General features: G+C 72.4%; 19 protein-coding genes and 1 pseudogene. 5 read left to right on the plus strand and 15 right to left on the minus strand.

Annotated elements, in window-relative coordinates:
- Window positions 1-115: 115 nt before the first annotated feature.
- From CG719_RS25565 to CG719_RS25585, 5 genes are all read right to left on the minus strand, one after another.
- The gene (locus CG719_RS25565; protein ID WP_100571032.1) at window positions 116-1138 is read right to left on the minus strand and encodes a LysM peptidoglycan-binding domain-containing protein; all 1023 of its coding nucleotides are present in this window, start codon (window positions 1136-1138) and stop codon (window positions 116-118) included.
- A gap of 221 nt (window positions 1139-1359) precedes the next feature.
- Entirely contained in the window at window positions 1360-2646 is a 1287-nt protein-coding gene (locus CG719_RS25570; RefSeq protein ID WP_100571033.1) for a cytochrome P450 family protein, read from the minus strand.
- Window positions 2647-2711: 65 nt separating this feature from the next.
- Window positions 2712-3692, minus strand: a complete 981-nt coding sequence (locus CG719_RS25575) for a nucleoside triphosphate pyrophosphohydrolase (RefSeq protein ID WP_100571034.1) — start codon at window positions 3690-3692, stop codon at window positions 2712-2714.
- 144 nt (window positions 3693-3836) lie between these two features.
- Window positions 3837-4484 (minus strand): SurA N-terminal domain-containing protein, encoded by a 648-nt coding sequence (locus tag CG719_RS25580; protein ID WP_100571035.1) that lies wholly within the window; start codon window positions 4482-4484, stop codon window positions 3837-3839.
- 238 nt (window positions 4485-4722) lie between these two features.
- Window positions 4723-5553 carry a glycoside hydrolase domain-containing protein gene (locus CG719_RS25585; protein WP_100571036.1) on the minus strand — a complete coding sequence of 277 codons (831 nt, stop codon included), beginning with the start codon at window positions 5551-5553 and terminating at the stop codon, window positions 4723-4725.
- A gap of 228 nt (window positions 5554-5781) precedes the next feature.
- On the opposite strand from CG719_RS25585, the gene CG719_RS25590 reads away from it, so the two are divergent.
- Both CG719_RS25590 and CG719_RS25595 read left to right on the plus strand, forming a co-directional pair.
- Complete coding sequence (locus CG719_RS25590) at window positions 5782-6501, plus strand: hypothetical protein (protein WP_100571037.1); 720 nt, start codon at window positions 5782-5784, stop codon at window positions 6499-6501.
- Window positions 6502-6583: 82 nt separating this feature from the next.
- Window positions 6584-6967 (plus strand): hypothetical protein, encoded by a 384-nt coding sequence (locus CG719_RS25595; protein WP_100571137.1) that lies wholly within the window; start codon window positions 6584-6586, stop codon window positions 6965-6967.
- Window positions 6968-6985: 18 nt separating this feature from the next.
- Here the strand turns inward: CG719_RS25595 and CG719_RS35505 are convergent, their stop codons facing one another.
- Complete coding sequence (locus CG719_RS35505; RefSeq protein WP_159024952.1) at window positions 6986-7135, minus strand: hypothetical protein; 150 nt, start codon at window positions 7133-7135, stop codon at window positions 6986-6988.
- A gap of 89 nt (window positions 7136-7224) precedes the next feature.
- On the minus strand, window positions 7225-7650 hold the full coding sequence (locus CG719_RS25600; RefSeq protein WP_100571038.1) for an ATP-binding protein: 426 nt from the start codon (window positions 7648-7650) through the stop codon (window positions 7225-7227).
- A 172-nt stretch (window positions 7651-7822) separates the two neighbouring features.
- Between CG719_RS25600 and CG719_RS25605 the strand changes: the two genes are divergently transcribed.
- Together CG719_RS25605 and CG719_RS25610 are read left to right on the plus strand one after the other, a co-directional pair.
- Window positions 7823-8659 carry a helix-turn-helix domain-containing protein gene (locus tag CG719_RS25605; RefSeq protein WP_100571039.1) on the plus strand — a complete coding sequence of 279 codons (837 nt, stop codon included), beginning with the start codon at window positions 7823-7825 and terminating at the stop codon, window positions 8657-8659.
- An 8-nt stretch (window positions 8660-8667) separates the two neighbouring features.
- The gene (locus tag CG719_RS25610; RefSeq protein ID WP_100571040.1) at window positions 8668-8883 is read left to right on the plus strand and encodes a DUF397 domain-containing protein; all 216 of its coding nucleotides are present in this window, start codon (window positions 8668-8670) and stop codon (window positions 8881-8883) included.
- A gap of 272 nt (window positions 8884-9155) precedes the next feature.
- Here CG719_RS25610 and CG719_RS25615 read toward each other — a convergent pair whose 3' ends face one another.
- From CG719_RS25615 to CG719_RS25640, 6 genes are all read right to left on the minus strand, one after another.
- Window positions 9156-10712, minus strand: a complete 1557-nt coding sequence (locus CG719_RS25615) for a serine/threonine-protein kinase (protein WP_100571041.1) — start codon at window positions 10710-10712, stop codon at window positions 9156-9158.
- Entirely contained in the window at window positions 10709-11500 is a 792-nt protein-coding gene (locus CG719_RS25620) for a hypothetical protein (protein ID WP_234375757.1), read from the minus strand. The genes CG719_RS25615 and CG719_RS25620 overlap by 4 nt, the downstream gene beginning before the upstream one ends.
- Window positions 11501-11710: 210 nt before the next feature.
- On the minus strand, window positions 11711-12427 hold the full coding sequence (locus CG719_RS25625; RefSeq protein WP_100571042.1) for an HNH endonuclease family protein: 717 nt from the start codon (window positions 12425-12427) through the stop codon (window positions 11711-11713).
- A gap of 164 nt (window positions 12428-12591) precedes the next feature.
- Entirely contained in the window at window positions 12592-16134 is a 3543-nt protein-coding gene (gene mfd, locus CG719_RS25630) for a transcription-repair coupling factor (protein WP_100571043.1), read from the minus strand.
- 240 nt (window positions 16135-16374) lie between these two features.
- The gene (locus CG719_RS25635) at window positions 16375-18954 is read right to left on the minus strand and encodes an ABC transporter permease (RefSeq protein ID WP_100571044.1); all 2580 of its coding nucleotides are present in this window, start codon (window positions 18952-18954) and stop codon (window positions 16375-16377) included.
- The gene (locus CG719_RS25640; protein ID WP_100571045.1) at window positions 18951-19739 is read right to left on the minus strand and encodes an ABC transporter ATP-binding protein; all 789 of its coding nucleotides are present in this window, start codon (window positions 19737-19739) and stop codon (window positions 18951-18953) included. Before CG719_RS25640 ends, CG719_RS25635 begins: the two co-directional genes overlap by 4 nt.
- A gap of 456 nt (window positions 19740-20195) precedes the next feature.
- On the opposite strand from CG719_RS25640, the pseudogene CG719_RS25645 reads away from it, so the two are divergent.
- A pseudogene (locus CG719_RS25645) lies at window positions 20196-20429 on the plus strand (MFS transporter); the annotation flags it as partial.
- Window positions 20430-20448: 19 nt separating this feature from the next.
- Here CG719_RS25645 and CG719_RS25650 read toward each other — a convergent pair.
- Both CG719_RS25650 and CG719_RS25655 read right to left on the minus strand, forming a co-directional pair.
- Window positions 20449-21336 carry a cellulose-binding protein gene (locus CG719_RS25650; RefSeq protein ID WP_100571046.1) on the minus strand — a complete coding sequence of 296 codons (888 nt, stop codon included), beginning with the start codon at window positions 21334-21336 and terminating at the stop codon, window positions 20449-20451.
- A gap of 167 nt (window positions 21337-21503) precedes the next feature.
- Entirely contained in the window at window positions 21504-24467 is a 2964-nt protein-coding gene (locus CG719_RS25655) for an SUKH-4 family immunity protein (protein ID WP_100571047.1), read from the minus strand.
- Window positions 24468-24470: the final 3 nt, after the last annotated feature.

A 24470-nucleotide genomic window follows, 5' to 3' on the forward strand; every position in this document is an offset into this window, starting at 1 on the left:
GTCACGACCGTAGGCACGCGCTCCGCCGAACTCCAAAGACGATCAGGGCTTCTGAGACTCATCCCACACTTTCCCCGAATCGGGCATTCGGGGCGAAGCGTGACGTGAACTCCCGCTACTTTTGGGGCGTTTCGGTAGGGACATTCAGGGTCTGACCGGCGGAGACGTGGTTCGGGTCGGACCCGATCGCGCCCTTGTTCGCGGCGTACAGCGCATCCCATCCGCCGGGCACGCCAAGGGAGTCGGCGATGGACTCGAGGGAGTCGCCGGCGCGAACGGTGTAGGAGTCGCCGGCGCGTGCGGCGTGGCGGCCGGCGGAGGCGGCCGTGTGGTTGTCGACCAGGTTCTCGACGGCACTGCCGCCGCGGTGCCGTCCGCCACCCAGCGCCCCGGTGTCGACCAGGGCCGAACTGCCGCCGACCTGCCAGGACTTGTCCGTGTCGCCCCGCTCCGGCGCGGCCGGGGGCGAGGTGTCGGGCGACTGGGACCCGCTCGCGGCGACATCGTGTGACGTGTCGGACTTACCCGGCTTGCCCTTCTTGGCCGGCGAGGCCGGCGAGGACGGCGAGGGTGAGGACGTGGTGGGGGACTCGCCCGGGTAGTCGGAGGAGTCGGCCGAACCGGGGTCGGTGTCCGACGAGCCGGACGAGTCGGCCGGCGTCTGTGACGAGTTCGACAGACCGAGGTCGCCGGTGAGCGACTTTCCGGAGGAGTTGGCGGATCCGGTATCGCCCACTCCGGTGTCGACCTTCGCCGCCTCGGACTTCTCGCCGAGACCGGAGAGCAGCCCGCACGTCGGCCAGGCGCCGGGACCCTTGTCGGCGAGCACCTTCTCGGCCACGGCTATCTGCTGGGACCGGCTCGCCTGATCGGCGCTCAGCGCGTAGTCGAGGCCGCCGTACTTCTCCCAGTCGTCCTGCGTCATCTGCAGGCCGCCGTAGTAGCCGTTGCCGGCGTTGGAGCTCCAGGCGCCGCCGCTCTCGCACTTGGCCACCTTGTCCCAGGTGTTGCCGTCGGCCGCACTGGCGGCGCCGGCGGCCATCAGCGGGATGGCGATGGCGGATCCGGTCACTCCAGCGGCGACGAGGAGGGCCGGAGCCTGACGGGGCCGACGGTGACGGCCGTTCCCGGAGAGCATACGGAGACCTTTCGTGCGACAACGCTGACCGGCGTGGCGGCCGCGACTCGGCGCCACGCTGATGGGTGAAAGTAGCCGCTGACGCTCGCTTGTCACAAGTTCATGCCGCACAGATCACGTGAAGATCACACAGCTGACGCTGTGTCATGTCCGGGCCGCCAGTGGGTAGGGGTGATGCGGCGGCAGGCGCCTTTTCCGGCCTTGTCCGGCTTCCCTCCGACTTACCGACCAGGGGTGAACCGCACCGGCAGCGTCCGCAGTCCGCGCATGATGAGCCCGCCGCGCCAGCGCAAGTCGGCTGGATCCGCGTCCAGTTGAAGATCCGGAAGCCGGGTGAGGAGGGTGGCCAGCGCGGTCTGGCCCTCCAGACGGGCGAGCGGTGCGCCGAGGCAGTAGTGGATGCCGTGTCCGTAGCCGAGGTGTTGATTGTCACGTCGCCCGAGATCGAGGACGTCGGGGGCGTCGAACCTCTCCGGATCCCGGTCGGCGGCGGCGAGGACGACGAGGACCGGGTCGCCGGGGGCGATGTCCTGCCCGCCGATGGTGAGCGGCTCGGTGGCGTAGCGCCAGGTGGCCAGTTCCACCGGTCCGTCGTAGCGCAGGAGTTCCTCCACGCCCGTCTCCAGCAGGCCGCTGTCCCCCTCGGCGAGGGACCGCTGGAGCCGGTCCCGCTGCTCGGGGTGGGTGAGCAGGGCGAAGGTGCCGTTGCCGATGAGGTTGACGGTGGTCTCGAAACCGGCGAACAGGAGAATGAAGGCCATGGCGGCGGCCTCGTTCTCGGTGAGGTGCTCGCCGTGGTCGGAGGCGCGGATGAGGGCGGAGATGAGGTCCTCGCCGGGGACGGGCTCCGCCGGCAGCGCCTCGCGCTTGCGGTGGATGAGCTCCGCGAGATAGCTGCGCATCTTCTTCACCGAGCGGGCGACTCCGCCGCGGGGGCTCTTGCCGTGGCGCCGGGGGTCCGTGGACTCCCCCCCGGGAAGATGCAGCATCATGCCTGCCCAGTCCCGGAAGTCGTCCTGGTCCTCGCGGGGGACGCCGAGCAGGTCGCAGATGGCGTAGATGGGCAGCGGGAAGGCGAACTCGCGGATGAGGTCGGCGGTGCCGCGTCCGGCGAACCCGTCGATGAGTCCCTCGGTCAGCTCCTGCACCCGCGGGGCGAACTCGGCGACGCGGCGCGGGGTGAACGCCTTGCTGACCAGCCGGCGCAGCCGGGTGTGGTCCGGCGGGTCGATGTTCAGCAGGTGGGTCATCAGCTCGGCCTTGCGCTCGCCGGGGATGCCCGTCCTGCCCTTGGCGTGCGCGGGCTCGGCGTGATGCGCCGGGTTCTTGCTCAGCCGCTGGTCGGCCAGGGCCTGCCGGGCGTCGGCGTACCGGGTGACCAGCCAGGCCTCGACCCCGCTGGGGAGGCGGGTCCTGTGCACGGGGGCGTGCTCGCGCAGCCAGGCGTAGGCCGGGTAGGGGTCGCTCGCGAACTCCCAGGTGAACAGGGTGGGTGGCTGGTCGTGCATGGGGCCGACCCTAGCGCCGGGGCGTCCGCGCGGTGCAGTCGCGTACCGCGCGGCCGCTCAGGGCCTCAGTTGCCCTCCGTCTTTATGATCACGTCCCGGTAAGCGCGCGCCGCCGCGCGCAGGGCCGCCTCCGGGTCGACGCCCTCGGCCTCGGCACGGGCGGCCAGGGCCAGCAGTTCGTACCCGAAGCCCTCGCCCGCCGGGAGGGGGACGTCCAGGCCCGCCGTGCGGACCCGGGAGGCCAGCTTGGCGGCGAGGGCGAGGCCGGGCTGGCCGAGGGGGACGCCCTCGGTCACGGAGGTGCGCCGCTTCTCCTCGGCCTTGGTGCGCAGCCAGTGCGCCTTGACCTCTTCCGGGGTGGTGGCGGTCTCGTCGCCGAAGACGTGCGGGTGGCGGTGGATCAGCTTGGCGACGATGGTGCCGGCCACGTCGTCGATGGAGAACGGCTCCTCGGGGTCCTCCTCGGCGATACGGGCGTGGAAGACCACCTGGAGCAGGACGTCGCCCAGTTCCTCGCGCAGTTCCTCGCGGTCGCCGTCCTCGATCGCCTCGACCAGCTCGTACGCCTCCTCGATGCCGTACTTGGCCAGGCCCTTGTGGGTCTGCCGGGACGACCAGGGGCACTCGGCGCGGATGCGGTCCATGACCTGGACGAGGTCGAGCAGGCGGGCGCCGGGCAGGTCGTAGGAGGCGGGCAGCAGTTCCAGCTCGGGCATCTGCACACGGCCGGATCCGGCCAGGCGGGCCAGTCCGTCGGTCAGGGCGGGCTCGCCCTCGCCGGTGGCCACGACGACGACCGTACGGCCGCCGGCGCACGCGGCCACCAGCTCCTCCGCGCTCGGCGCCGCCTCGTCCACGGCGGTGCCGGCCTCCCGCAGATACGGGAGCTGCGGATGCGCGCCGTCCGCGCACAGCACCCGGTCCGCCGACCGCAGTGCCTGCCAGGCGGGCCAGGACAGCAGTCCGGGGGCGACCCGGTGGCTGGTGGTGAGCAGGACGATCCGGCCCGGGGCCGCTGCGGAGGTGGTCGCGCTGGTGGTGTTCACGCTCCGAACGTAACGCACGCGACTGAGGTCACCTTGAGTTGTCCACAGGCCGGGGGCTGCCCCCGGCCCGGTTGTCCACAGGCCCCGTTGTCCACAGTCCCGGCCGTCCGGCAGCCGGCCGCCCGGCGACCGTCCGGCGTCCGGTCAGGTGGACTGCTGGTTCTGGGACGCCGAGACGTCCCGCAGCCACGGCGTCTTGGCGTTCACCAGGGTGCTCTTCTCGACGTCCCAGGTGCCGTAGCGCGGGTTGAGGTCGACGTGGAGGTCGGCGGAGGCCTCGGACAGCGCCTTCCAGAAGGCCGGCTGGCCGGCGTCGGTGTGCAGATGGGTCGCGAGCTTCTGGGCCTTCACCTGGAGGCGGAGGTTGTCGTCGAGGCGCTGCGGCGGCACCCCGTACCGCTGGAGCCAGGTGTCCTCGAGCGCCTTGGCGCCGCCCGCCTGCTGTTCGAGACCGGTGCGCAGCTGCTGGACCTCGCTGCGGCTGACGGTGAGGCCGGCGTTCCGGGCGGCGCGGTCGAGGACCCGGTCGAGCACCATCTGGTGCAGCGTGTCCCGGGTGAGCGTGCCGGTCGAGGCGACGGCCTGCTGGTACTGCGCCTCGTCCGGCACCGCGGCCCGCTGCGCCTCGCGCACCTCGCTCACCCGGCTCTGCAACTGCCCGAAGGTGATCCGCTGGCCGCCGACCACGGCCGCCGCGCCCGGATGCGCGTCGCTTCCACAGGCGGTGAGCAGGGGTGCCGCCGCGAGGAGCGCGGCGGACAGGACGAGCGCGGTGCGACGGCGGCGGTGCAAGGAAACCTCCCGTGGTGGAGATTGCTTCGACAGGTGCGGCGCGCAGCGCCTCCACCAGGGGTGGTGGTCGGGCGACGGGCGGGCGCACAAAGTCTTGCGGTGATCGATAGTAGGCAGCGGCCGGGCTCCGGCCAACCCATTCGACCAACGATTCACCACGACTTCGGGCACCGTCGCTCAGGGGGAGGACCGACACGGCGTCCGGCGAGGGGGAAACGCGTGACGGAACCCGGCAGGATCAGCCGGTGATGGCGACCGGGGCGTCCCACCAGTCGCGGTCGACGGTGATCGTGACGCCGCCGCGCGTCTCCTTGCTGTTGACCATGTACTGGTGGGCGCGGCTGTGGTCGGTGAACTGGGTGGCGCCCCAGGGCCAGTCGGTGGTGGTGGTCTCCTTGCCGTCCCAGAGGGCGTACCAGAGGTTGCCCGGCAGGTCGGTCTTGTTGGTCGCGGTGGCGATGGCCTTGGCGCTGGAGCTGGTGAAGCCGTAGTAGCCGGCGCGGTAGGTCTTGTCGCGCAGCACCTTGTCGAAGGCGCGGACGTAGGTGAGCACGGCGTCGTTGCACGCCTTGTCGGTGATGTCGTACGGCTCCATGTCGAGGTAGACCGGGCTGCCCGCCTTCATGCCGAGCGCGGAGGCCTTGGCCACCGCGTCCTTGGCGTCGGCGGTGCCGAGGGAGGCGGCGGTCGCGGCGGTGAGCCGCTCGGGGTTGGCGCTCTTCTGGCAGGGCGGCTGGGCCCCGACGTACAGCGGGATGAGCTTCCAGCCCTGGGAGCTGACGGACTTCACCCAGGAGGCGGTGAGGTTGGGCTGGGCGCAGCCGCGGTTCTTGCCGCCGATGTAGACGGCGGCGGCGCCGTAGTACTTGTCGGTGCGCCAGGCGTTCATGGCGCTCAGCGAGGGCGCCGTGCAGGTGTCGAAGGCCCGGCCGGTGAAGGTCTTCTGGGCGGGCCAGGCGGTGGCCGCCATGGACGTCTGGGCCGCGATCCCGGCGCCGGCGACGACGACGGCCCCGGCCGCCGCCCATGTGATGTACCTGCGCTTCTTCGATTGCCGGTGCTCGGCCATCCCCACCCCTGTTGTCGTGTACGCGCGTGTTGCACGTGTGCGGAGGCACGCTAGCCGACGGAACCTCCACGACCCGAAAAGCGATCGCCTCACAGGGCACAAGAATCACACAAGACGCCGTAAAAACACGCGTGTTGTCCCCGACCGCAACCGGTCCGGTCTCCTCGGGCGTCATAGGGTCCGCTCGCCACGCCTCTGTGGCGGCCCCAACCCCAGAAAGCACCTCGCATGCACTTCGCGTTCCGCGCCGCCCGTGCCCTCGCCGTGGCCACGCTCCCCCTGGTCCTGACCCTGACGGCCTGCGGCTCTTCCGGCTCCGGTTCGTCCGGCTCCGCCGGCCACGCGTCCTCGGCGTCCGCCGGCGACCCCAACGCCGGTCTGCTCACGGGCACCCAGCTGAAGAAGGCCCTCGCCCCGGCGTCGTTCTTCGCCTCCGGTTTCGCCGTCGACCCGAGCGGGGCCAGGGACTCCGGCGACACCTACACGCCCCCGTCGACCGCCCCGGCGGCCAAGCCGGACTGCACAAGGCTCGGCGGCACCGCCTGGATAGACATCGCCGGGATCACCGGCGTGTCCTTCGCGCAGAACGACTACGTCAGCAAGAACACCTCCGAGGACATCGCCCAGGAGATCGACGCCTACCGCGGTACGACGGCGGCGCGCGTCATGGAGGCCCTGGAGAAGGCGGTCACGGCCTGCACCGGCTTCACCGACTCGCAGACCCACTCGAAGGTCAAGGTCACCGGACGGGCCACGTCCGGACTGGGCGACGCGGCCTACACGATCACCCTGACGGACTCCGCCTGGGAGAACGGCACGACCCTCGTCGCGGCCCGGGTCGGCACGAACGTCGTCAGCGTCATGTCGACGGACGGCCACGACAACGGGGCGGCGACGGCGAAGAAGCTGACGGAGCGGATCGTCACGGCCTTGAAGCAGACTTCCTGACGGTATCGGTCCACGTCGCCAGGTGGCCTAACCTTGCCTGCGACGACTCCGTCCTCGTGCGGCGGAGCTCTTGGGGGTGGAGATGGACAAGCGGCTGGAGGCCGGCTGGTTCCAGCGGATCGTCTGGTCCGTCCTGGTCTGGGGTTCGCTGGGCCTGCTGGCGTGGGTGCCGTTCCTGTACGTGGCGATCCGCCGCGGACTCGGCTCGGACTGGGGCGCGTTCGCCGCCTTCGTGCTGTACGAGTGCACCGTGACACCGGGACTGTTCCTCGTGCCCGACGACAGCGACGCCTCCGCGGTGCTCGGCGTCGTGATCATCATGTGCCTGCTGGCGGCGACGGGGATGCTGCTGTTCGCCATGTTCGACCGGCGGACGCCGCAGGCCATGGCGGCCGCCGGGTACGGGGCGGCCCCGTCCGCGCAGACGGTGCAGCAGGGCCCGTACGGCTACCCGTACGGGCGGTAGCGGCAGGCCCCGGCACCGTCACAGCCGCCGGGTGCGCCGCAGGATCCGGACGGCCTGCCAGGTCAGCAGGCCGGTGAGTCCCCACATGAAGCCCGCGATGGAGACGGCCCGTGCGCGGTCCCCGATCAGCGGGAAGAGGGCGGCGAAGCACCCTGGACGGTGACCCACCCGTAGGTGGGCCGGAGGTGTGGGTGGGACGCAGAGTGCTCGGCGGTGCGGTTCGCGGCGGCGTTTCCGGTGACGCGCTGACCTGTCGGTCAGGCGGCGGCCAGCTCGCACCAGACGACCTTGCCCCGGTTGCCCTCCCTGGCCAGCGGCTGCCACCCCCACAGGTCCGCGCAGGCCTTGACCAGCGCCAGCCCGCGTCCCTCCTCCAGGTCCACGGCCTGCTCCAGCGGTACCGGCGGCTCCGGCGGCGCGGGGTCGGCGTCCCACGCCCCGATCCGCAGCACGCCCGCCGCCCAGCGCACCCGCAGGGCGGCGGGCCCCTTGGTGTGCCGTACGGCGTTGGAGACCAGCTCCGTCGCGAGCAGTTCGGCCACGTCGACCAGGCGGATCAGGCCGTGCATGGTGAGGATCAGGCGAAGGGTGCGGCGGCTGACCGTGACGGCGCGAAGGTCGTTGGGGATGTAGAGGCAGTACTCCCAGGGTTCGGCGACTGCGCCGGTACCGGTTTCGGACATGAGTCAACTCCGGTCGGTGAGTGAGCGGTTGGGCATACGGCGGCACCCCGCGGTACCGCAGCGTGTGCGTCGCGTCACCGACGGTAGATCTAAATATAGGGACGCGGCAAGCCGCTCGCGTAATCTGACGCCGAACGAGTCGCGTCCACACGCGCGTTAGGGAGACCAGTCGATGGTGAAGAGGCGCGAACCGACAGCACGCCAGATGCGGCTGGCAACCGAACTGCGCAGACTCCGCGAGGCCGCAGGCCTCAACTCCCGTCAGGCAGCCGCGCTGCTCGGCGTGAGCCCCGCCCAGATCACCCATATCGAGTCCGCACTCGCCGGCGTGAGCGAACAGCGACTCCGTCGTCTCGCCTCCCACTACGCCTGCACCGACCACGAGTTCATCGACGCCCTGGTGGCGATGGCCGCCGATCGAACACGGGGCTGGTGGGAGGAGTACCGGGGCCTCCTGCCCACGTCATTCCTGGACTTGTCCGAGTTGGAGCACCACGCCCGGTTCCTGCGCCACGTGGCGATCCTGTACGTGCCGGGTCTGCTGCAGACGGAGGACTACGCGCGTGCCGTCTTCTCGTCCAGGCTGCCGGAACTGACCGATGATGAACTGGAGTTGCGTATCCGGCACCGAAAGGCACGCCAGGAGTTCACCATCCGGTACGAAGCGGTGATCCATGAGGCGGCACTCCGGATCAGAGTCGGCGACCGTGCCACCTCGAAGGCTCAGCTCGTCCGCCTCCTCGAGCTCTCCGAAGCCGACCACATCACCGTGCGGGTCATCCCCTTCGACCTGGACGGCTTCGCCCGCGCCTCAAGCACGATGACGTACGTGGGCGGCCCCCTGCCCAAGCTCGACACCGTGGTCCGCGACGCACTGCACGGCTCGGCCTTCATTGATTCCGAGGCTCAGCTCAACACCTACCGAACGAGTTTCCGTAAGGTGGAGGCCGCGTCACTCGAACCCGCACAGTCGCGTGAATTCGTCCACAGGCTGGCGAAGGAGTTGTGAGGAACCCCATGGACACCTGGCGGAAGTCGTCCTACTCGGGCCCGGGCGACGGCAACGAGTGCGTCGAGATCGCGAACTCCCCCACCCACACAGCCGTCCGCGACTCAAAAGCCCCGGCCGGAGCCACCCTCACCTTCCCAGCCGGAGCCTTCAGCACCTTTGTCCAAGCCCTCAAGGGCGAGGGCTGCTCGACGGGAGCCGACCTCAACGGATCCCACGGCTGAGAAGCAGAGGACAACGGAAACGCCCTCCCTGCGGTCCGCCGTGCACCTGGCCCAGCCAGGCGTGGGCGCGGATACTCACGCGGCGCGTCGTCGACGCCCTCTTCGCCGCCCAGGTAGCGGAGATCACCGCCCGGTGGCAGGCCCACACGAGTGCGGGCGGCGCATAACACCCCCGCGTTCCACAACAGGGCGGCCCCTCGCACCTCCGCGAGGGGCCGACCTCTTTCGTGAGGAGTCGCCCCCTTTATGGATGGCTTTCGGGCCCGCACGGGTCAGCCGTGCATCTGCCCCAGCCACTGCAGGGTCCGCCGGACCTCGCCCGGGAGCGGGTGTCCCGGGCCGTGGCGGCGCTCCGCGTCGTGCAGCAGGCGCAGCAGGGTGTCGTGGGCGGCGGTCCGGTCGCCCTGGGCGAGCAGCAGGTGCCCGATCCGGCGGCGGATCTCGAAGGGCAGGTCGGGGTCCGCGGCCGTGTACGGGTTCTCCGCGAGCCGGTTCTCGAAGTAGGGCAGCAGGGCCCGGTACTCGGCGAGCGCCGCGGCCGGTTCCCCGAGCTGTTCGAGGCACTGCGCCGCGTCGTGGCGGAACCGGAGGGACTGCGGGTCGGCGGGGCCCGCCTCGGTGGCCCGTTCGCCGGCCAGGCGCCGCAGTTCGGGCAGGGCGCGCCGGTACTGGCCGTCGTCCATCAGCGTGGCCGCGTACTGCTTGCGCAGGGTGCGCACCACCGGGGAGTGCTCGCCGTGCTGGGCGGCGGCGGCCGGGAGGATCGCGCCGAGGATGTCGACGGCCTGGGTGACGCGGCCCTCGCCGAGCAGCCGCTTGACCTCGTCGACGGCGGTGGCGACGTCGCGGAGGCCGCCCGACCCGGCGGTGGACGGTTCGGCGCGGGGCACGGGGCGCGGCGCCGGGGTGAAGGCGCGGTCGGGCCAGGGGGCGTGCGGGCGCAGGAAGGGACGGGTGGGGTCGAGGGGGCCGCCGTTGTGCGGGCCGCGCGGAGGCAGCAGCGGCAGCAGGTCCTCGTACACCGCCTGGGCACTGGCCGGTCTGTGCTGGGGGTCCTTGGCGAGCAGCCGCAGCACGAGGGATTCGAGGGCTTCGGGGACCTCGGGGCGCAGCCGGCGCACGGGCACCGGCGGCTCGTGGAGATGGCGGTGCAGCACGCCGACCGCGGTGGAGGCGGCGAACGGGACGTGCCCGCTGAGGAGTTCGTGCAGCACGACGCCGAGCGCGTACAGGTCGGTGTAGGGGCCGACGGCGCCGCCCATCGCCTGTTCGGGGGCCATGTAGGCGGGGCTGCCGACGGGTGAGCCGGTGCGGGTGAGGCGGGTGGTCTCGGTGTTGAGGACGGAGGCGACGCCGAGGTCGAGGACGGTGACGGTGCCGTCCGGCTTCACCATCACGTTCCTCGGTTTGAGGTCGCGGTGGACGATCGGTACGGCGTGCACGGCGGAGAGCACGGCGCACAGCTGGGCGGCGACGGCGACCGCCCACTGCCAGGGGTACGGCTCGTTCTCGGCGAGGTGGTCGGCGAGGTCCGCGCCGTCGACGTACTGCATGACGAGGTACAGGTTCTCGGCCTCGCTGCCCGCGTCGTGCACGGTGACCAGGCCGGGGTGGTCGACCCGCGCGGTGACGCGGCATTCGCGGACGAAGCGGCGGCGCAGGTCGGCGGCGTCCTGGCTGTGGGACCCCGCGACCTTGTCGGGGCGCACCAGTTTGACGGCGACGCGACGGTCGAGCCGCTGGTCGTAGGCCGTCCACACCTGGCCCATGCCGCCTTGTCCGATGAGCGTGGACAGTTCGTAGCGTCCGGCGATGACGCGTGCGGTCACCGGCCGTCCTCCGGGCCCCAGCTCGTGGTGAACCCGATGTCACCGCCGCCGGCGGCACCGCCCTGGCCGGGCCGGCCACCATGGCCGAACTGGCCCCCGTGACCGGACTGCCCGCCCTGACCGGGCCCGGTGTCCTGGCCGCGCAGGAAGTCGCTCAGCTCGTCCAGTTCGGCGCGGACCTGATCGATCCGGGCGGGTGCGGGACGCTGCGGCTGCCCGGGCACCGCGTCGCGAGCGGGCACGGGCGCCGGGTTCGGCGCGGACGGGTAGGAGGCGGGCTGCGGCGGCGCGTACGGGCCCGGCCGCGGCGGGGAGTAGGGCGCGGGCTGCAGGCCGTACGGGGCGGGCGGCGGGCCGTAACTCTGCGGGGCGGGGGACGGCGGGTAGCCGTACGCCACGGTGGCGGCCGCGGGACCGTGGGCGACCCGACCGGTCAGGGGGGCCTCGTGGTGACGGAGGTCCCGGTACAGGAAGTAGCCGACGCTGCCGAACGCGGACAGCAGGAACAGCGCTGCGCCGACGTCGCTGTGCCAGGTCTGCGGGTCGCCCTCCTTGCCGGTGCCGCCGACGCCGATGAACACACAGGCCGTGAACAGGACGACGAGCGACAGGACGAACAGGACCCAGTCGCGCCGGGCTCGGGTCATGCAGGCGACGCGCAGCATCGTGCCCCAGGCCAGGAAGCCGACGCTCAGCAGCGACAGGGCCACGAACAGCACCCTGAGGCCGACCACCAGCGCGGTCGAGGGGCGCGGAGGCTGCGGCGGCGCGTAGCCGGGGCCGTGCATGACTGCTCCTAGTGGCGAGGCCCCGGTGGGGCGCCTGCGGGTACGGTGCGTACGGTGCGGAACCGAGGGTGATCCGAGCGTGTTCCGAGAGTATCGGTCAACCCGGACAACCGGCCTGGGATGTACCGAACCGTTGTCGTCGCCCGTCCCCGCCCGCCTCCGCGCCGCCCGAACAGGCCGCGGCGGCCCCGGCGGCGGCGCCCGCCGCGGTCAGCGGGCGTGGAAGCGCTCGGGTGCCTTCGTCGGGTTGCCGCCCGAGGGGAGCTTCTGGCCGGGACAGGTGGCCAGGACCTTCTTCATCGCGGCCTTCTCGGCCCCGGTGACCCACAGTTGGTACTTCTTCTTCACGGCGACCTGCGCGGCGACGTACGTGCACCGGTAGCCCTTGGCGGGCGGCAGCCACGTCGCCGCGTCGCCGTCGCCCTTGGAGCGGTTGGCGCTCGCGTCCACGGCTATCAGGTTGAGCGGGTCGTTGGCCAGCGCTATGCGCTTGCTCGCGTCCCAGTACGCGGCGCCCTTCTGCCAGGCGTCCGAGAGGGCGACGACATGGTCTATGTCGACCAGGCTGCGCCCACGCCGGTAGACGATCTCCTTGTCGGAGTACGGGTCCCGCTCCAGCACGCCGTACGACACCTTGCACTTGCCGTCGGTGAACCGCACCTGCTTCAGGTCCCGTTTGAGGATGTCGTCGCGGGTGGGGCAGCCGTTGGAGTCGGTGTCCGCCCAGGCGGTGCCGAACTTCTCCCGGACGTAACCGGTCTTCGGCGAACGCCCCTTGACGGTCAGTGACTCGGCGGCGGCGAGCGCCTCACCGCCGGTCTTCGCCGGCTCGGGTCCGCTCGCACCCCCGTCCAGCTGCTCCGTGCATCCGGTCGCCAACAGTGCCACGACGGCAGCCGCAACCGCCCCGCCCCTCAGACGCGTCACGCTGCGCCCCTCCCCTAACCTGCCTGGTTCCGCCCATGGTTCGGGCGTCCTTCACCTGCTGCCCACCGTAGCGGGGCAGTATGCGCAGGCCACACGGGGGTACGGGGGTCACGGGGCGCGAACGCGCGGGCCGCGTACCCACCGCGGCCCCAAGAGCGCGCGGGCTACGACCCCAGGATGGACGCCAGGAACTCCCCCACCCAGCCCAGCAGTTCACGGCCGACCAGTGGCTTGCCGCCGATCTTCGCGGTCTTGGGCCGGGGCACGAGGACCTGGTGGACGGCCGGCTTGATCACCGAGCCCGGGTAGAGGCGCTTGACGCGCAGCTCCTGCGACTCGCGCAGTTCCACCGGGGCGAAGCGGATGTTGTTGCCCTGGAGCACGATCTCGCCGACGCCGCAGGCGCGGGCGAGCATGCGCAGCCCGGCCACCAGCAGCAGGTTCTCCACCGGTTCGGGCAACTTGCCGTAGCGGTCGGTGAGTTCCTCGCGGACGGCCTTGATGTCCTCCTCGGAGTCGGCGGAGGCGATGGACCGGTAGGCCTGGAGGCGCAGCCGCTCGCCGGGCGCGTAGTCGTGCGGGACGTGCGCGTCGACCGGCAGCTCGATCTTGACCTCGAGCGGCGGCTCCTCCTGGATCTCCCCCGTCTCCAGCTGCCGCCGGTAGTCCGCGACCGCCTCGCCGACCATGCGGACGTAGAGGTCGAAGCCGACGCCCGCGATGTGCCCGGACTGCTCGCCGCCCAGCAGGTTTCCGGCGCCGCGGATCTCCAGGTCCTTCATCGCCACGTACATGCCCGCGCCCATCTCGGTGTGCTGCGCGATGGTCGCCAGGCGCTCGTGGGCCGTCTCCGTCAGCGGCTTCTCCGGCGGGTACAGGAAGTAGGCGTAGCCGCGCTCGCGGCCACGGCCCACCCGGCCGCGCAGCTGGTGGAGCTGGGACAGGCCGAAGTTGTCGCCGCGCTCCACGATCAGGGTGTTGGCGTTGGAGATGTCGATGCCGGACTCGACGATGGTCGTCGAGACCAGCACGTCGAACTTCTTCTCCCAGAAGTCGACGACGACCTGTTCGAGGGCCGCCTCCGACATCTGGCCGTGGGCGGTGGCGATGCGCGCCTCGGGGACGATCTCCCGCAGCCGGGCCGTGGCGCGGTCGATGGACTCCACCCGGTTGTGGATGTAGAAGACCTGGCCCTCGCGCAGCAGTTCGCGGCGGATCGCCGCGCCGATCTGCTTCTCCTCGTACGGCCCGACGAACGTCAGCACCGGGTGCCGCTCCTCGGGCGGCGTGGTGATCGTCGACATCTCCCGGATGCCGGTCACCGCCATCTCCAGCGTGCGCGGGATCGGGGTCGCCGACATCGTCAGGACGTCGACGTTCGCGCGGAGCTTCTTCAGCTGCTCCTTGTGCTCGACGCCGAAGCGCTGCTCCTCGTCGACGATGACCAGGCCGAGGTCCTTGAACTTCGTCTGCGAGGAGAACAGGCGGTGGGTGCCGATGACGATGTCCACCGCGCCGTCCCCGAGACCCTCCAGGACCGTCTTGGCCTCGGTGTCGGTCTGGAAGCGGGAGAGCGCTCTGACGTTCACCGGGAACTGCGCGTACCGCTCGGAGAACGTGCCGAAGTGCTGCTGCACCAGCAGCGTCGTCGGGACCAGGACCGCGACCTGCTTGCCGTCCTGGACGGCCTTGAAGGCGGCGCGGACCGCGATCTCCGTCTTGCCGTAGCCGACGTCGCCGCAGATCAGACGGTCCATCGGGACCGACTTCTCCATGTCCTCCTTGACCTCGGCGATCGTGGTGAGCTGGTCCGGGGTCTCCGCGTACGGGAAGGCGTCCTCCAGCTCGCGCTGCCACGGCGTGTCCGAGCCGAAGGCGTGCCCGGGCGCCGCCATCCGCGCACTGTAGAGCCTGATCAGGTCGGCGGCGATCTCCTTGACCGCCTTCTTCGCCCGGGCCTTGGTCTTCGTCCAGTCGGCGCCGCCGAGCCGGTGCAGGGTGGGCGCCTCGCCGCCGACGTACTTGGTGATCTGTTCGAGCTGGTCGGTGGGGATGTACAGGCGGTCGCCGGGCTGGCCGCGCTTGGCCGGGGCGTACTCCACCACCAGGTACTCGCGGGTCGCGCCCTGCACCGTGCGCTGCACCATCTCGATGTAGCGGCCCACGCCGTGCTGCTCGTGGACGATGTAGTCGCCCGTCTCCAGAGTCAGCGGGTCGATGGTCTTGCGCCGCCTCACCGGCATCCGCGCACCGTCACGGGCGGCCGTCTTCTGGCCGGTCAGGTCGGTCTCGGTGAGCACGGCCAGCTTCAGGGCGGCGTCGACGAAGCCGTGGTCGATGCCGCCGCAGGCCACGTGCACGACCGACGGGGACAGCCCGCCGAGGTCCACGTCGAGGCGGGCCGCGATGCCCTCCCCGCCCAGCACCTCGGCGGTGCGCGAGGCCGGACCGTGGCCCTCGGTGACGTACACCGCGCGCCAGCCGTCCGCGAGCCAGCCCTTGGTGTCGGCGAGCGCCTTGGCGATGTCGCCTCGGTAGGTCTCGGGCGCGTGCATGCCCAGCTTGAGCGCGTCCCCGTCCCCCTCGTACGCCGTCTCGTCCGCGGCGAACGGCGACACCGACCACCACATCATGTCCAGCTCGCGCGCCCGGTCCCGGACGTCCGCGATCGACCAGAGGGAGGCCGCGCCGAGGTCGATGGGCGCCTCGCCCCCGCCGGCCGAGGCCGCCCAGGACGCCTGGAGGAACTCCTGGGAGGTCGCCACCAGGTCCGCCGCGCGCGTGCGCACCCGCTCGGGGTCGCACACCACGGTCATGGCGCCCTTGGGCAGCACGTCGAGCAGCAGCTCCATGTCGTCGACCAGGACCGGCGCCAGGGACTCCATGCCCTCCACCGCGATGCCCTCGGCGATCCTGCCCAGCAGCTCGCCGAGCTCCGGATGCCGCTCGGCGAGGGCCCGCGCACGCGCGCGTACGTCCTCGGTGAGCAGCAGTTCACGGCAGGGCGGGGCCCACAGTCCGTGCTCGGCGACCTCCAGGGAGCGCTGGTCGGCGACCTTGAAGTACCGGATCTCCTCGACGTCGTCGCCCCAGAACTCGACGCGCAGGGGGTGTTCCTCGGTGGGCGGGAAAACGTCGAGGATGCCGCCGCGCACGGCGAACTCGCCACGCTTCTCCACCAGCTCCACGCGGGAGTACGCGGCGGCGGCGAGGGCGTCCACCACGCTGTTCAGGTCGGCGGTCCGCCCCGCCCGCAGGGCTACCGGCACCAGGTCGCCCAGCCCCTTGACCTGCGGCTGGAGCACCGAGCGCACGGGGGCGACGACGACGGAGACCGGTCCGGTCTCCGGATCGTCGGGGCTCGGGTGGGCCAGGCGGCGCAGCACGGCCAGGCGGCGGCCGACGGTGTCGCTGCGCGGGCTGAGCCGCTCGTGCGGCAGGGTCTCCCAGGACGGGTACTCCACGGCGCCCTCGGCCGGCAGCAGCGAGCGCAGGGCCGCGACCAGGTCCTCGGCCTCGCGGCCGGTCGCCGTCACCGCGAGCACGGGACGGGCGGACTCACGGGCCAGCGCGGCGACGGCGAAGGGCCGGGCGGCGGGGGGACCGACGAGGTCCAGGTGCATGCGGTTGCCGTCCGCCGCCGCGGTGATCGCTTCCGCGAGGGCGGGGTCCTTGACGACGGCGTCGAGCAGACCGTGCAGGCTCATGGGGGGCTTTCCGTCCGAATCCGTCCGAGGGTGGGCAACGCGAAGGACCCGACTCGTGCGGCGGGCCGGGGATTCCTTCAGCGTACGCCGCCGGGCAGTCGGCCCGCGGAGGCTGTGGACAACCCCGCTCGCGCCCCCGCCGCCCCTTGCGGCACAAGCCCGGTGCCGGGAAGTCCCCCTGACTTCCCGGCACCGGGCGTCTCCGTGGCCCCCGTCCGCGGAGGGGTCACGCCGCGCTCGCTAGTCGGTCGCGATCGCGTTCAGGACGTTCATCCGGCCGGCCCGGAAGGCCGGGACCAGGGCGGCGAACAGGCCCACGAAGGCCGAGCCGACGAAGACCACGATGATCGTGACCCAGGGGATCTCCAGGACCTTCAGGCCCTCCAGGGCGAGGAGCTTCTGGGCGGTCGCGCCCCAGCCCATGCCGAGCCCCAGGCCGAGCAGCGCGCCGAACAGGGCGATCACCACGGACTCCAGGCGGATCATGCGGCGCAGCTGGCGGCGGGAGAGGCCGATCGCCCGCATCAGGCCGATCTCCCTCGTCCGCTCGACCACCGACAGCGCCAGAGTGTTCACCACGCCCAGGACGGCGACGATGATCGCCAGGGCGAGCAGTGCGTAGACCATGTCGAGCAGCTGGCCGATCTGGTTCTCCAGCTCCTTCTTGTAGTCGGTCTGGTCGCGGACGGTGTACTGCGGGTAGTCGTGCAGCGCGGACTTGAGCGCCTGGTACGCGGCGGTCTCCTGCCCGTCCTTGGCTGTGGCGAAGAGCAGCAGGTCGAGCGGCATCCGGTCGGCGGGCAGGTACTTTCCGACCGTGGCGATCGAGACGTACATCGCGCCGTTGTCGATCAAGCCGTCGTCGCTGGTGATCGCGCGGACCGTGAGCGCGGCCGTCCTGCCGCCCTTGAACCCGACCTCGACCGTGGACCCCTGCTTGATGCCGTGCTTCTTGGCGAAGCCCTCGGGGACGGACATCGAGTCGGGCCCGTAGGCGTCGGCGAGCGTGCCGGAGACCGTCTTGGTGCGCAGGTCCTGGGCGTAGGTCGGGTCGGCCGCGTTGATCATCTCGTTCTTGGACGTACCGCCGTCCGGCGTGGTCAGGGAGACGTCCACGAGCTTGTACTCGGTGACCCGCTCCAGCCCCGGGGCGTCCTTCACGGCCTTCACCGCCTGCGGGGTGATGACCTCGCCGTTGTCGCTCTGGATGATGAAGTCCGTGCCGACGGTCTTGTCGAGCTGGTCGGTGGCGGAGGCCACCATCGAGGAGCCGACCACCGACAGGCAGGCCACCAGGGCGAGGCCGATCATCAGCGCGGCGCCGGTGGCGCCGGTGCGGCGCGGGTTGCGCAGCGCGTTGCGCTCGGCCATCCGCCCGACCGGGCCGAAGATCCGCAGCAGGACCACGCTGAGGACGCGGACCAGGCCGCCCACGAGCAGCGGGCCGACGACGACGAGCCCGATCAGGGTGAGCACCACGCCCAGACCCAGCCATGCCGAGCCCTGAGTGGCCTTCGTGGCCTCGGCGGCGGCGTACAGGCTCGCGGCGCCGGCGCCGGTGAGGACCAGGCCGACGACGGCACGGATCGTCCCGGCCCTGCCGTCGGCCGGGGTGCCCGCGTCGCGCAGGGCGGCCATCGGGGAGATCTTGCCGGCCCGCCGGGCGGGCAGGTAGGCGGCGAGGACGGTGACGACGACGCCGAGGACCAGGCCGATGACGGGGGTGGTCCAGGCGACCGTGAGGTCGTCGGTGGACAGGTTCATGCCCGCCTGACCCATGATCTTCATCAGGGCGACCGCGATGCCGACGCCCGCCCCGACGCCGAGCACGGAGCCGATTACGCCCAGCAGCAGCGCCTCGACCAGCACGGACCGGTTGACCTGGCGGCGGGAGGAGCCGATGGCGCGCATCAGGCCGATCTCCCGGGTGCGCTGGGCGACCAGCATCGAGAAGGTGTTGATGATCAGGAAGATGCCGACGAGGAAGGCGATTCCGGCGAAGCCGAGCATCCCGTACTTCATCACGTTCAGGAAGCTCTCGATGTCCTTCTGGTTGGCGTCGGCGACCTCCTTGGCCGTCTGCACCTTGTAGCCGGCGCCGAGCGCGGCGGACACGTTCTTCTTCAGCTGCTCGTCGGTGACGCCCTTGGCGGCGGTGACGTTGACGTTCGTGTACACACCGGTCCGGCCGACCAGGGTCCGCTGGGCGGTCGGGGTGTCCAGGTAGAAGATCGCCGCGCCGGGGTTGGTGACGGTGAAGGCGGCGATGCCGGACACGTGCGCGCGATGGGTGCCGACCGCGGTGATCAGACCGATCTCGTCACCGAGCTTCAGGTGGTGCTTGCCGGCGGTGTCGGCGTCGACTATCACCTGGTCCGGGCCCTTGGGCGCCGCACCGGAGGTGATCTTCATGGTGCGGGAGTCGTTGTTGTTCCAGTTGCCGACGATGGTGGGCGCGCCGCTGCTGGGCGACAGCTTGTCCTTGTCGGCGTCGACGACGGTCACGGAGGTGGAGAACACCGTTCCCTCGGCCGCCCGCACGCCCTGGGCCCGGCGCACCTCGCCGAGCACGGAGGCCGGCAGGACCGGCGGCTTGCCGGTGCGGGAGGTGGTCTCACCGGTGTCGGACGAGGCCTTGGTGCTGACCGTGACGTCCGAGGACGTCGCCTGGAACAGCTTGTCGAACGTCGTGTTCATGGTGTCGGTGAAAACCAGCGTGCCGCACACGAAGGCCACCGACAGCAGCACCGCCACGGCCGACAGCGCCATGCGGCCCTTGTGCGCGAAGAAGTTGCGCAGGGAGGTCTTCAGGACGGTCATGACGTACGCCCCCGGGCGTCGAAGTCCTTCATGCGGTCCAGGACCTGATCGGCCGTCGGCTGCTGCATCTCGTCGACGATCCGGCCGTCGGCGAGGTACAGCACGCGGTCGGCGTGGGAGGCGGCCACCGGGTCGTGCGTGACCATCACGATCGTCTGGCCCAGGTCGTCCACGGACCGGCGCAGGAAGCCCAGCACCTCGGCGCCCGCGCGGGAGTCCAGGTTGCCGGTCGGCTCGTCACCGAAGATGATCTCGGGCCGGGCGGCCAGGGCCCGGGCCACGGCGACGCGCTGCTGCTGGCCGCCGGAGAGCTGGTTGGGCCGGTGCTTGAGCCGCCCCGCGAGACCGACGGTCTCCACCACCTGCTCCAGCCACTTCCCGTCCGGCTTGCGGCCGGCGATGTCCATGGGCAGGGTGATGTTCTCCAGCGCGTTCAGCGTGGGCAGCAGGTTGAACGCCTGGAAGATGAAACCGATCCGGTCCCGGCGCAGCTGCGTGAGCTTCTTGTCCTTCAGCCCGGTGATCTCGGTCTCGTCCAGGTAGATCTGTCCGCTCGTCACGGTGTCGAGTCCGGCGAGGCAGTGCATCAGCGTGGACTTGCCGGAGCCCGAGGGCCCCATGATCGCGGTGAACCGGCCGCGGGCGATGTCGACGTCGACGTGGTCGAGGGCGACGACCCGGGTCTCCCCGGCCCCGTACGCCTTCACGACCTGCCGCGCCCGCGCGGCGACGGCCGTAGTCCCTCCAGTACCCCCGTGCCTGGGAATGGTCACAGCCGTTGTCACGTCAAGTCTCCTATGTCGGTCCGGTGGTGAAGCGTCCGGTGCTGCGTCACGTGCGAAGTGGGTGTGTACGTCGTGCGTCTCGGTACGCCGATGAGTCTGCTCGACGGGGGGTGTCCGGCGCGCTGGTGCTCAGCGCAGTCTTCTCCGGGGGAAAACCCCACCCCCGCCGCTGTGGCGTACCGCCCCCCGCGACGTAAGACCAGGTTAAGGACCGGCCCGGTCCCCGCTCGTCCTCCGTCGGTACGACCGCTCCCCGACCCCGGGTACGGAGCTTCCCCTAGGGGGCCTCCGTCCTCGGGAGGAGCCGTTCTCAGGGTCGCCTCCGCCGCACGGCCCCTCGGCCTCCGCCCTCCCGCCACGGGAGGGCGGAGTGGGAAGCTGTCCGGCGGCAGATGGATGCAGAGGGAAAGGACCCGGAGTGGGCGGCACCGAACCCGCGACACGGCAGGTTGCCGCGCCTCCGTCTTCGGCGCGGTCGCCAACGGGGTGCCGGCCACGCGCCTCGGCGGCGCGGGCGACCTGGACTCGGTGACGAGGGCGCTGAGTTCGGGAACGGCCCCCGAGGCCACCCGGCGGGCCATCGCGGACGCGGTCCACGCGGTGTACTTGGGCGCGGGGTGCGCGGCGGCGCTGGCGTTCATGGTGCTGCTGGTGCTGGCGCCGCGCCGCTTCCCCGTACTGAAGGAGTAGGGCTGTCGGCCGCGGGGCTCTACTCGGCCCAGGCTCCTTCCTCCAGGGCCGTGATGCTGTCCTGCACGGTTTCCATCTGGGTCCGTACGGCGTCCCAGACCTCGCCGTGCTCGCGCAGCACCTGCTCGGTCTCAAGGGCGATCCGGTCGGCCCGCAACCGGGCCTCGGCCAGCGTCTCCGCCGCCCGCACGCGCGCCTCCTCCGGGTCCCGCCGCGCCGCCTCCCGCGCGTCGACGAGGGCCTGTTCCGCCTCGGACAGCGCCGTCTCGGCGGCCGCCACCCGTTCGGTGTGCCGCACCTCCAGTCCGGCCTGACGCTCCGCCACCTCGTGCTCCGCGTCCACCAGCGCGTCCGCCTGCTCGCGGGACTGCTCGGTGAGCATCCCGGACGCGCGCTGCCGCGTCTCCCGCAGCGCCGCCAGCGCCTCGCCGCGCGACTCCTTCACCTCGCGCCGCACCGAGATCCGGATGTCCTCGGCCTCCGCCTGGGCCGCGAGGAGCCGCAGCCGGGCCCACTCGTCGGCCTCGGCGTGTACGGCGTCGGCGTACGCCCGCGCGTCCTGGAGCGCGCCGTCGGCATACGTCCGCGCCGCCTCGAGGAGTTCGTCCCCCTCCTGCCGCGCCCGCTCCCGGACCGTCCGCGCCTCCTCCAGCCCCAGTTCGTACAGTCGCCGGGCGCCCTCGCCCAGCGACTCGTAGGACTGCTCGCCGAGCCCGGTGAGCTTCTCCCGCAGGGGCGCGAGTTCCTCCTCCATGGTCCTGGCCAGGACGGTCAGCCGCGCGGCCCGTTCCCAGGCGGCGTCCCGGCCGTCGGAGAGGGCGTCCGCGAAGGCGTTCACCTGATCGGGGCGGTAGCCGCGTCCCCGTACGGCCACGAAGCCGTGGAGCGACATCGGTGCGCTGCCCATCCTGGACCCCTCTTCGTCGGCGGTGATTTCGCGGACATCTTCGAGGATTGGCCGGAAATGTTCATAACGCGACACTCCGGGCGCAACGGACGGTCGGCCGTGAACGCAAAAAGGGCCGGACCCGGTCGCACGACCGGGTCCGGCCCCTGGGCCGAACGCTCACACGCTCAGAGCAGTCCGTCCCACATCTGCTCCAGCAGCACCGACCACCAGCTCTCGGGCGAACCGAGCGCCGCCGGGTCGAGCGCGGCCAACTGCGCCTGGAAGTCGACGGTCCAGCGGCCCGCCTGCTCCTGGTTCAGGCCGAACCGCAGCCGCCACATCCGGCCGAGCAGCGCCAGGCAGCGCGCGAACTCCGGCAGGCCGGTGTTCACGAACTGCGGCGCCGCGGGCGCACCGCCAGGACCCGACTCCACGGGCACCGCCACGATGTTCGCCGTGCCGTACTGCACGCAGATCGCCTTGCCGAAGTCGCTGCCCATGACGAGGTAGGAACCCGCGTCCGAGGCGGGCTGCACCCCGCGCTCGGCCGCCAGTTCCGCCAGCGTCGGCACCGGGCGCCCCGGCTGGGCCTGCGCCCAGAAGAACGGGCCCATGTCCATGGGCAGACCGGCCACCACCAGGGTGTGCGCCACGACCGGCGGCACGCCCTGGCGGGAGACCGCCGCCTGCTCGAACCGGAAGATCCCCGGCCCGAACGCCGCCGCGAGCTCCGAGGCGATCGCCTCCGGCGGGATCGGCGGCACCGGCTGCACCGGCGGCAGCGGCGCGCGCACCGGTCCCGGACGGGCCGGGCCGTCCGCCACCTGGTGCAACTCGCCCTGGTGGGCGAGCAGCTGCTGCATTCCCTGCTGACGGCTCGCATGGTCGGTGCCGTACGGGGCGATGGACGCGATGCGGGCCTGCGGCCACTGCTCACGGATCATCCGCGCGCAGTACGCGCCCGGCAACTGGCAGGACTCCAGCTCCGTGTGCAGCTCCAGGACCCGGTCCGGCGGCACGTTCTTGGCCCGCAGCTCGTGGAAGATCTGCCACTCCGGGTGCGGCGTACCGGGCGCGGAGCGCCGGATCATCCGCTGCTCGGAGCCGTCGTGCGCGCGGTAGCGCAACACGGCCTGATAGCCGGGCCCGACGGTCGGCTGCCCCTGCTGGGGGTAACCGTAGGCAGGCGGGCGCTGCCCGGGTACGGGTGGCTGTCCGGGCATGACCTGACCGGGCATGAGCGGCTGACCGGGTACGGCCTGACCCGGCACGGGCGGCACGCCCGGCGGCGGTACCGCGCCCGGCGGCATCGGCGGCGGGGTGCCCGGAGGCACACCCGGCACACCAGGAGCGCCCGGGGGCGGCGGAGGCATGTGGGGGCCGCCCGGGGGCGGCGCGGCCAGCATCGTCTCCGCGTGGTGCACGACTCCCGGCACGCCGGGGGCGGCGGGCATGCCGGGGGCGCCCGGGGCCGCGGGAGCACCGGGCGGCGGCTGCGCGCCGGAGGCACCCGGCGGCTTGGGCGGGCCCGGAACGCCGGGCGGGGCCGGCGGATGCGGGGCGCCCCCGCCGCTCTGGCCGGGGTCGGCGAACATCGTGGCGGCGTGGTGGACGCCGCCCGGAGGCGTACCGCCGGGCACGCCCGGGCCGGTGAGGCCCTCGGGCCCGTCGGGGCCGAGCGACGACACGAGCTGGGTCGGTACGTATCCGCTCGTGGCGCCCGGCGGGGGCGGCGTGGACGGGGCACCCGGCGCGCCCGGAGCACCCGGCGGCGGAGGCGTGGACGCGCCGCCCCCACGGCGGGGCGGAGGCGCCGCCTTGCTGGTCGCGGCGTCGGCGATGTCACCGGCGTCGGGCGCGAGCGGCGGCCGCCCGTGCGGGCCACCACCACCGGGCGCCTGCGCGCCCGGAACCGGCGGACGCGGCGGAGTGCCCGGTCCACCGGGCCCCTGCGGATACCCGTGACCCGCGCCACCCACGGCCCCGGACGGCGGAGGCGGAGGCGTACCCGGAGCCACCGGGGCACCCGGCCCGTGCGGATACCCGTACTCCGCACCACCCGGCACACCCGGCGGAGGCGGCGGAGGCGGCGGCGTACTCGCACCCGGAACCGGCGGAGGCGGCGTACCCGGACCCACCGGGACGCCCGGCCCACCCGGCCCCTGCGGATACCCGTACTCCGCACCACCCGGCACACCCGGCGGCGGAGGCGGCGTACTCGCACCCGGAACCACCGGGACGCCCGGCCCCTGCGGATACCCGTACTCCGCACCACCCGGCACACCCGGCGGAGGCGGCGTACCCGGACCCACCGGGACGCCCGGCCCCTGCGGATACCCGGCACCGCCCGCCGCCCCGGACGGCGGCGGTGTACTGCCCAGCGGACCGCCCTGGGCCGGTGAACTTCCCGGCACAACAGGCCCGTTGGGACCGGCGACCGCCGGTCCGACGGTCGTGCGCGGGAGTGCGCTGCCGCCCGCCATCAGCGCCGTCTTGGCGTCCGGCGGGGCGGCGGGCGGCGGGGTGTCGTCGTCGGAGCCGCTCAGCGGCGGCGCGAACACGGTCGCCGGCAGCGGCACGGAACGGTCGTCCCCGGTGTCGGCGTTGGTGTCCGTGCCCGCCCACGGGGTCGCCCCCGCCGGCGTACCCGGCGCACCGGCGCCCACCGGCATGCCCGCCTGCGTCCGAGGAAGCGGACCACTCCCGCCCGCCTCCGCCGACGCGGCAGCGGCGATCGCGCCGCCCCCGGTGCCGGACTCACCGCGGCGGTCCGGAATGCCCATCCGGTCCGCCGCCTCCTGAAGCCACTCCGGCGGGGTCAGCAGGAAGGACGTCTGGTTCAGGTCCACCCGCGCCGGAGGCGGCGGGGCCGCGGCGGCGGCCGGCTCGACCCGGCCGTACTCCTCCTCGTACCGGCGCACCACCTCGCCCACCGGCAGCGCGGGCCACAGCGTGGCCTCCCCGCTGTCCCGGGCGATCACCAGCCGATGCGCGCCCCCGTCCAGGCGCGGGCCGCCCTCGCGGTCCTCGGCCCACACCACGAAGCCCAGCTCGAACTCCCGTACCCGCACCTCGCGATGCTGGTACGCGGGCACGTCACCGTTGATCCACTCTTCCGCGCGCTCCTGCGCCTGCGCGAACGTCACCATCGC

Origin of the sequence: Streptomyces sp. CB01373, assembly GCF_002803075.1 — a bacterium.
Lineage (GTDB): Bacteria > Actinomycetota > Actinomycetes > Streptomycetales > Streptomycetaceae > Streptomyces.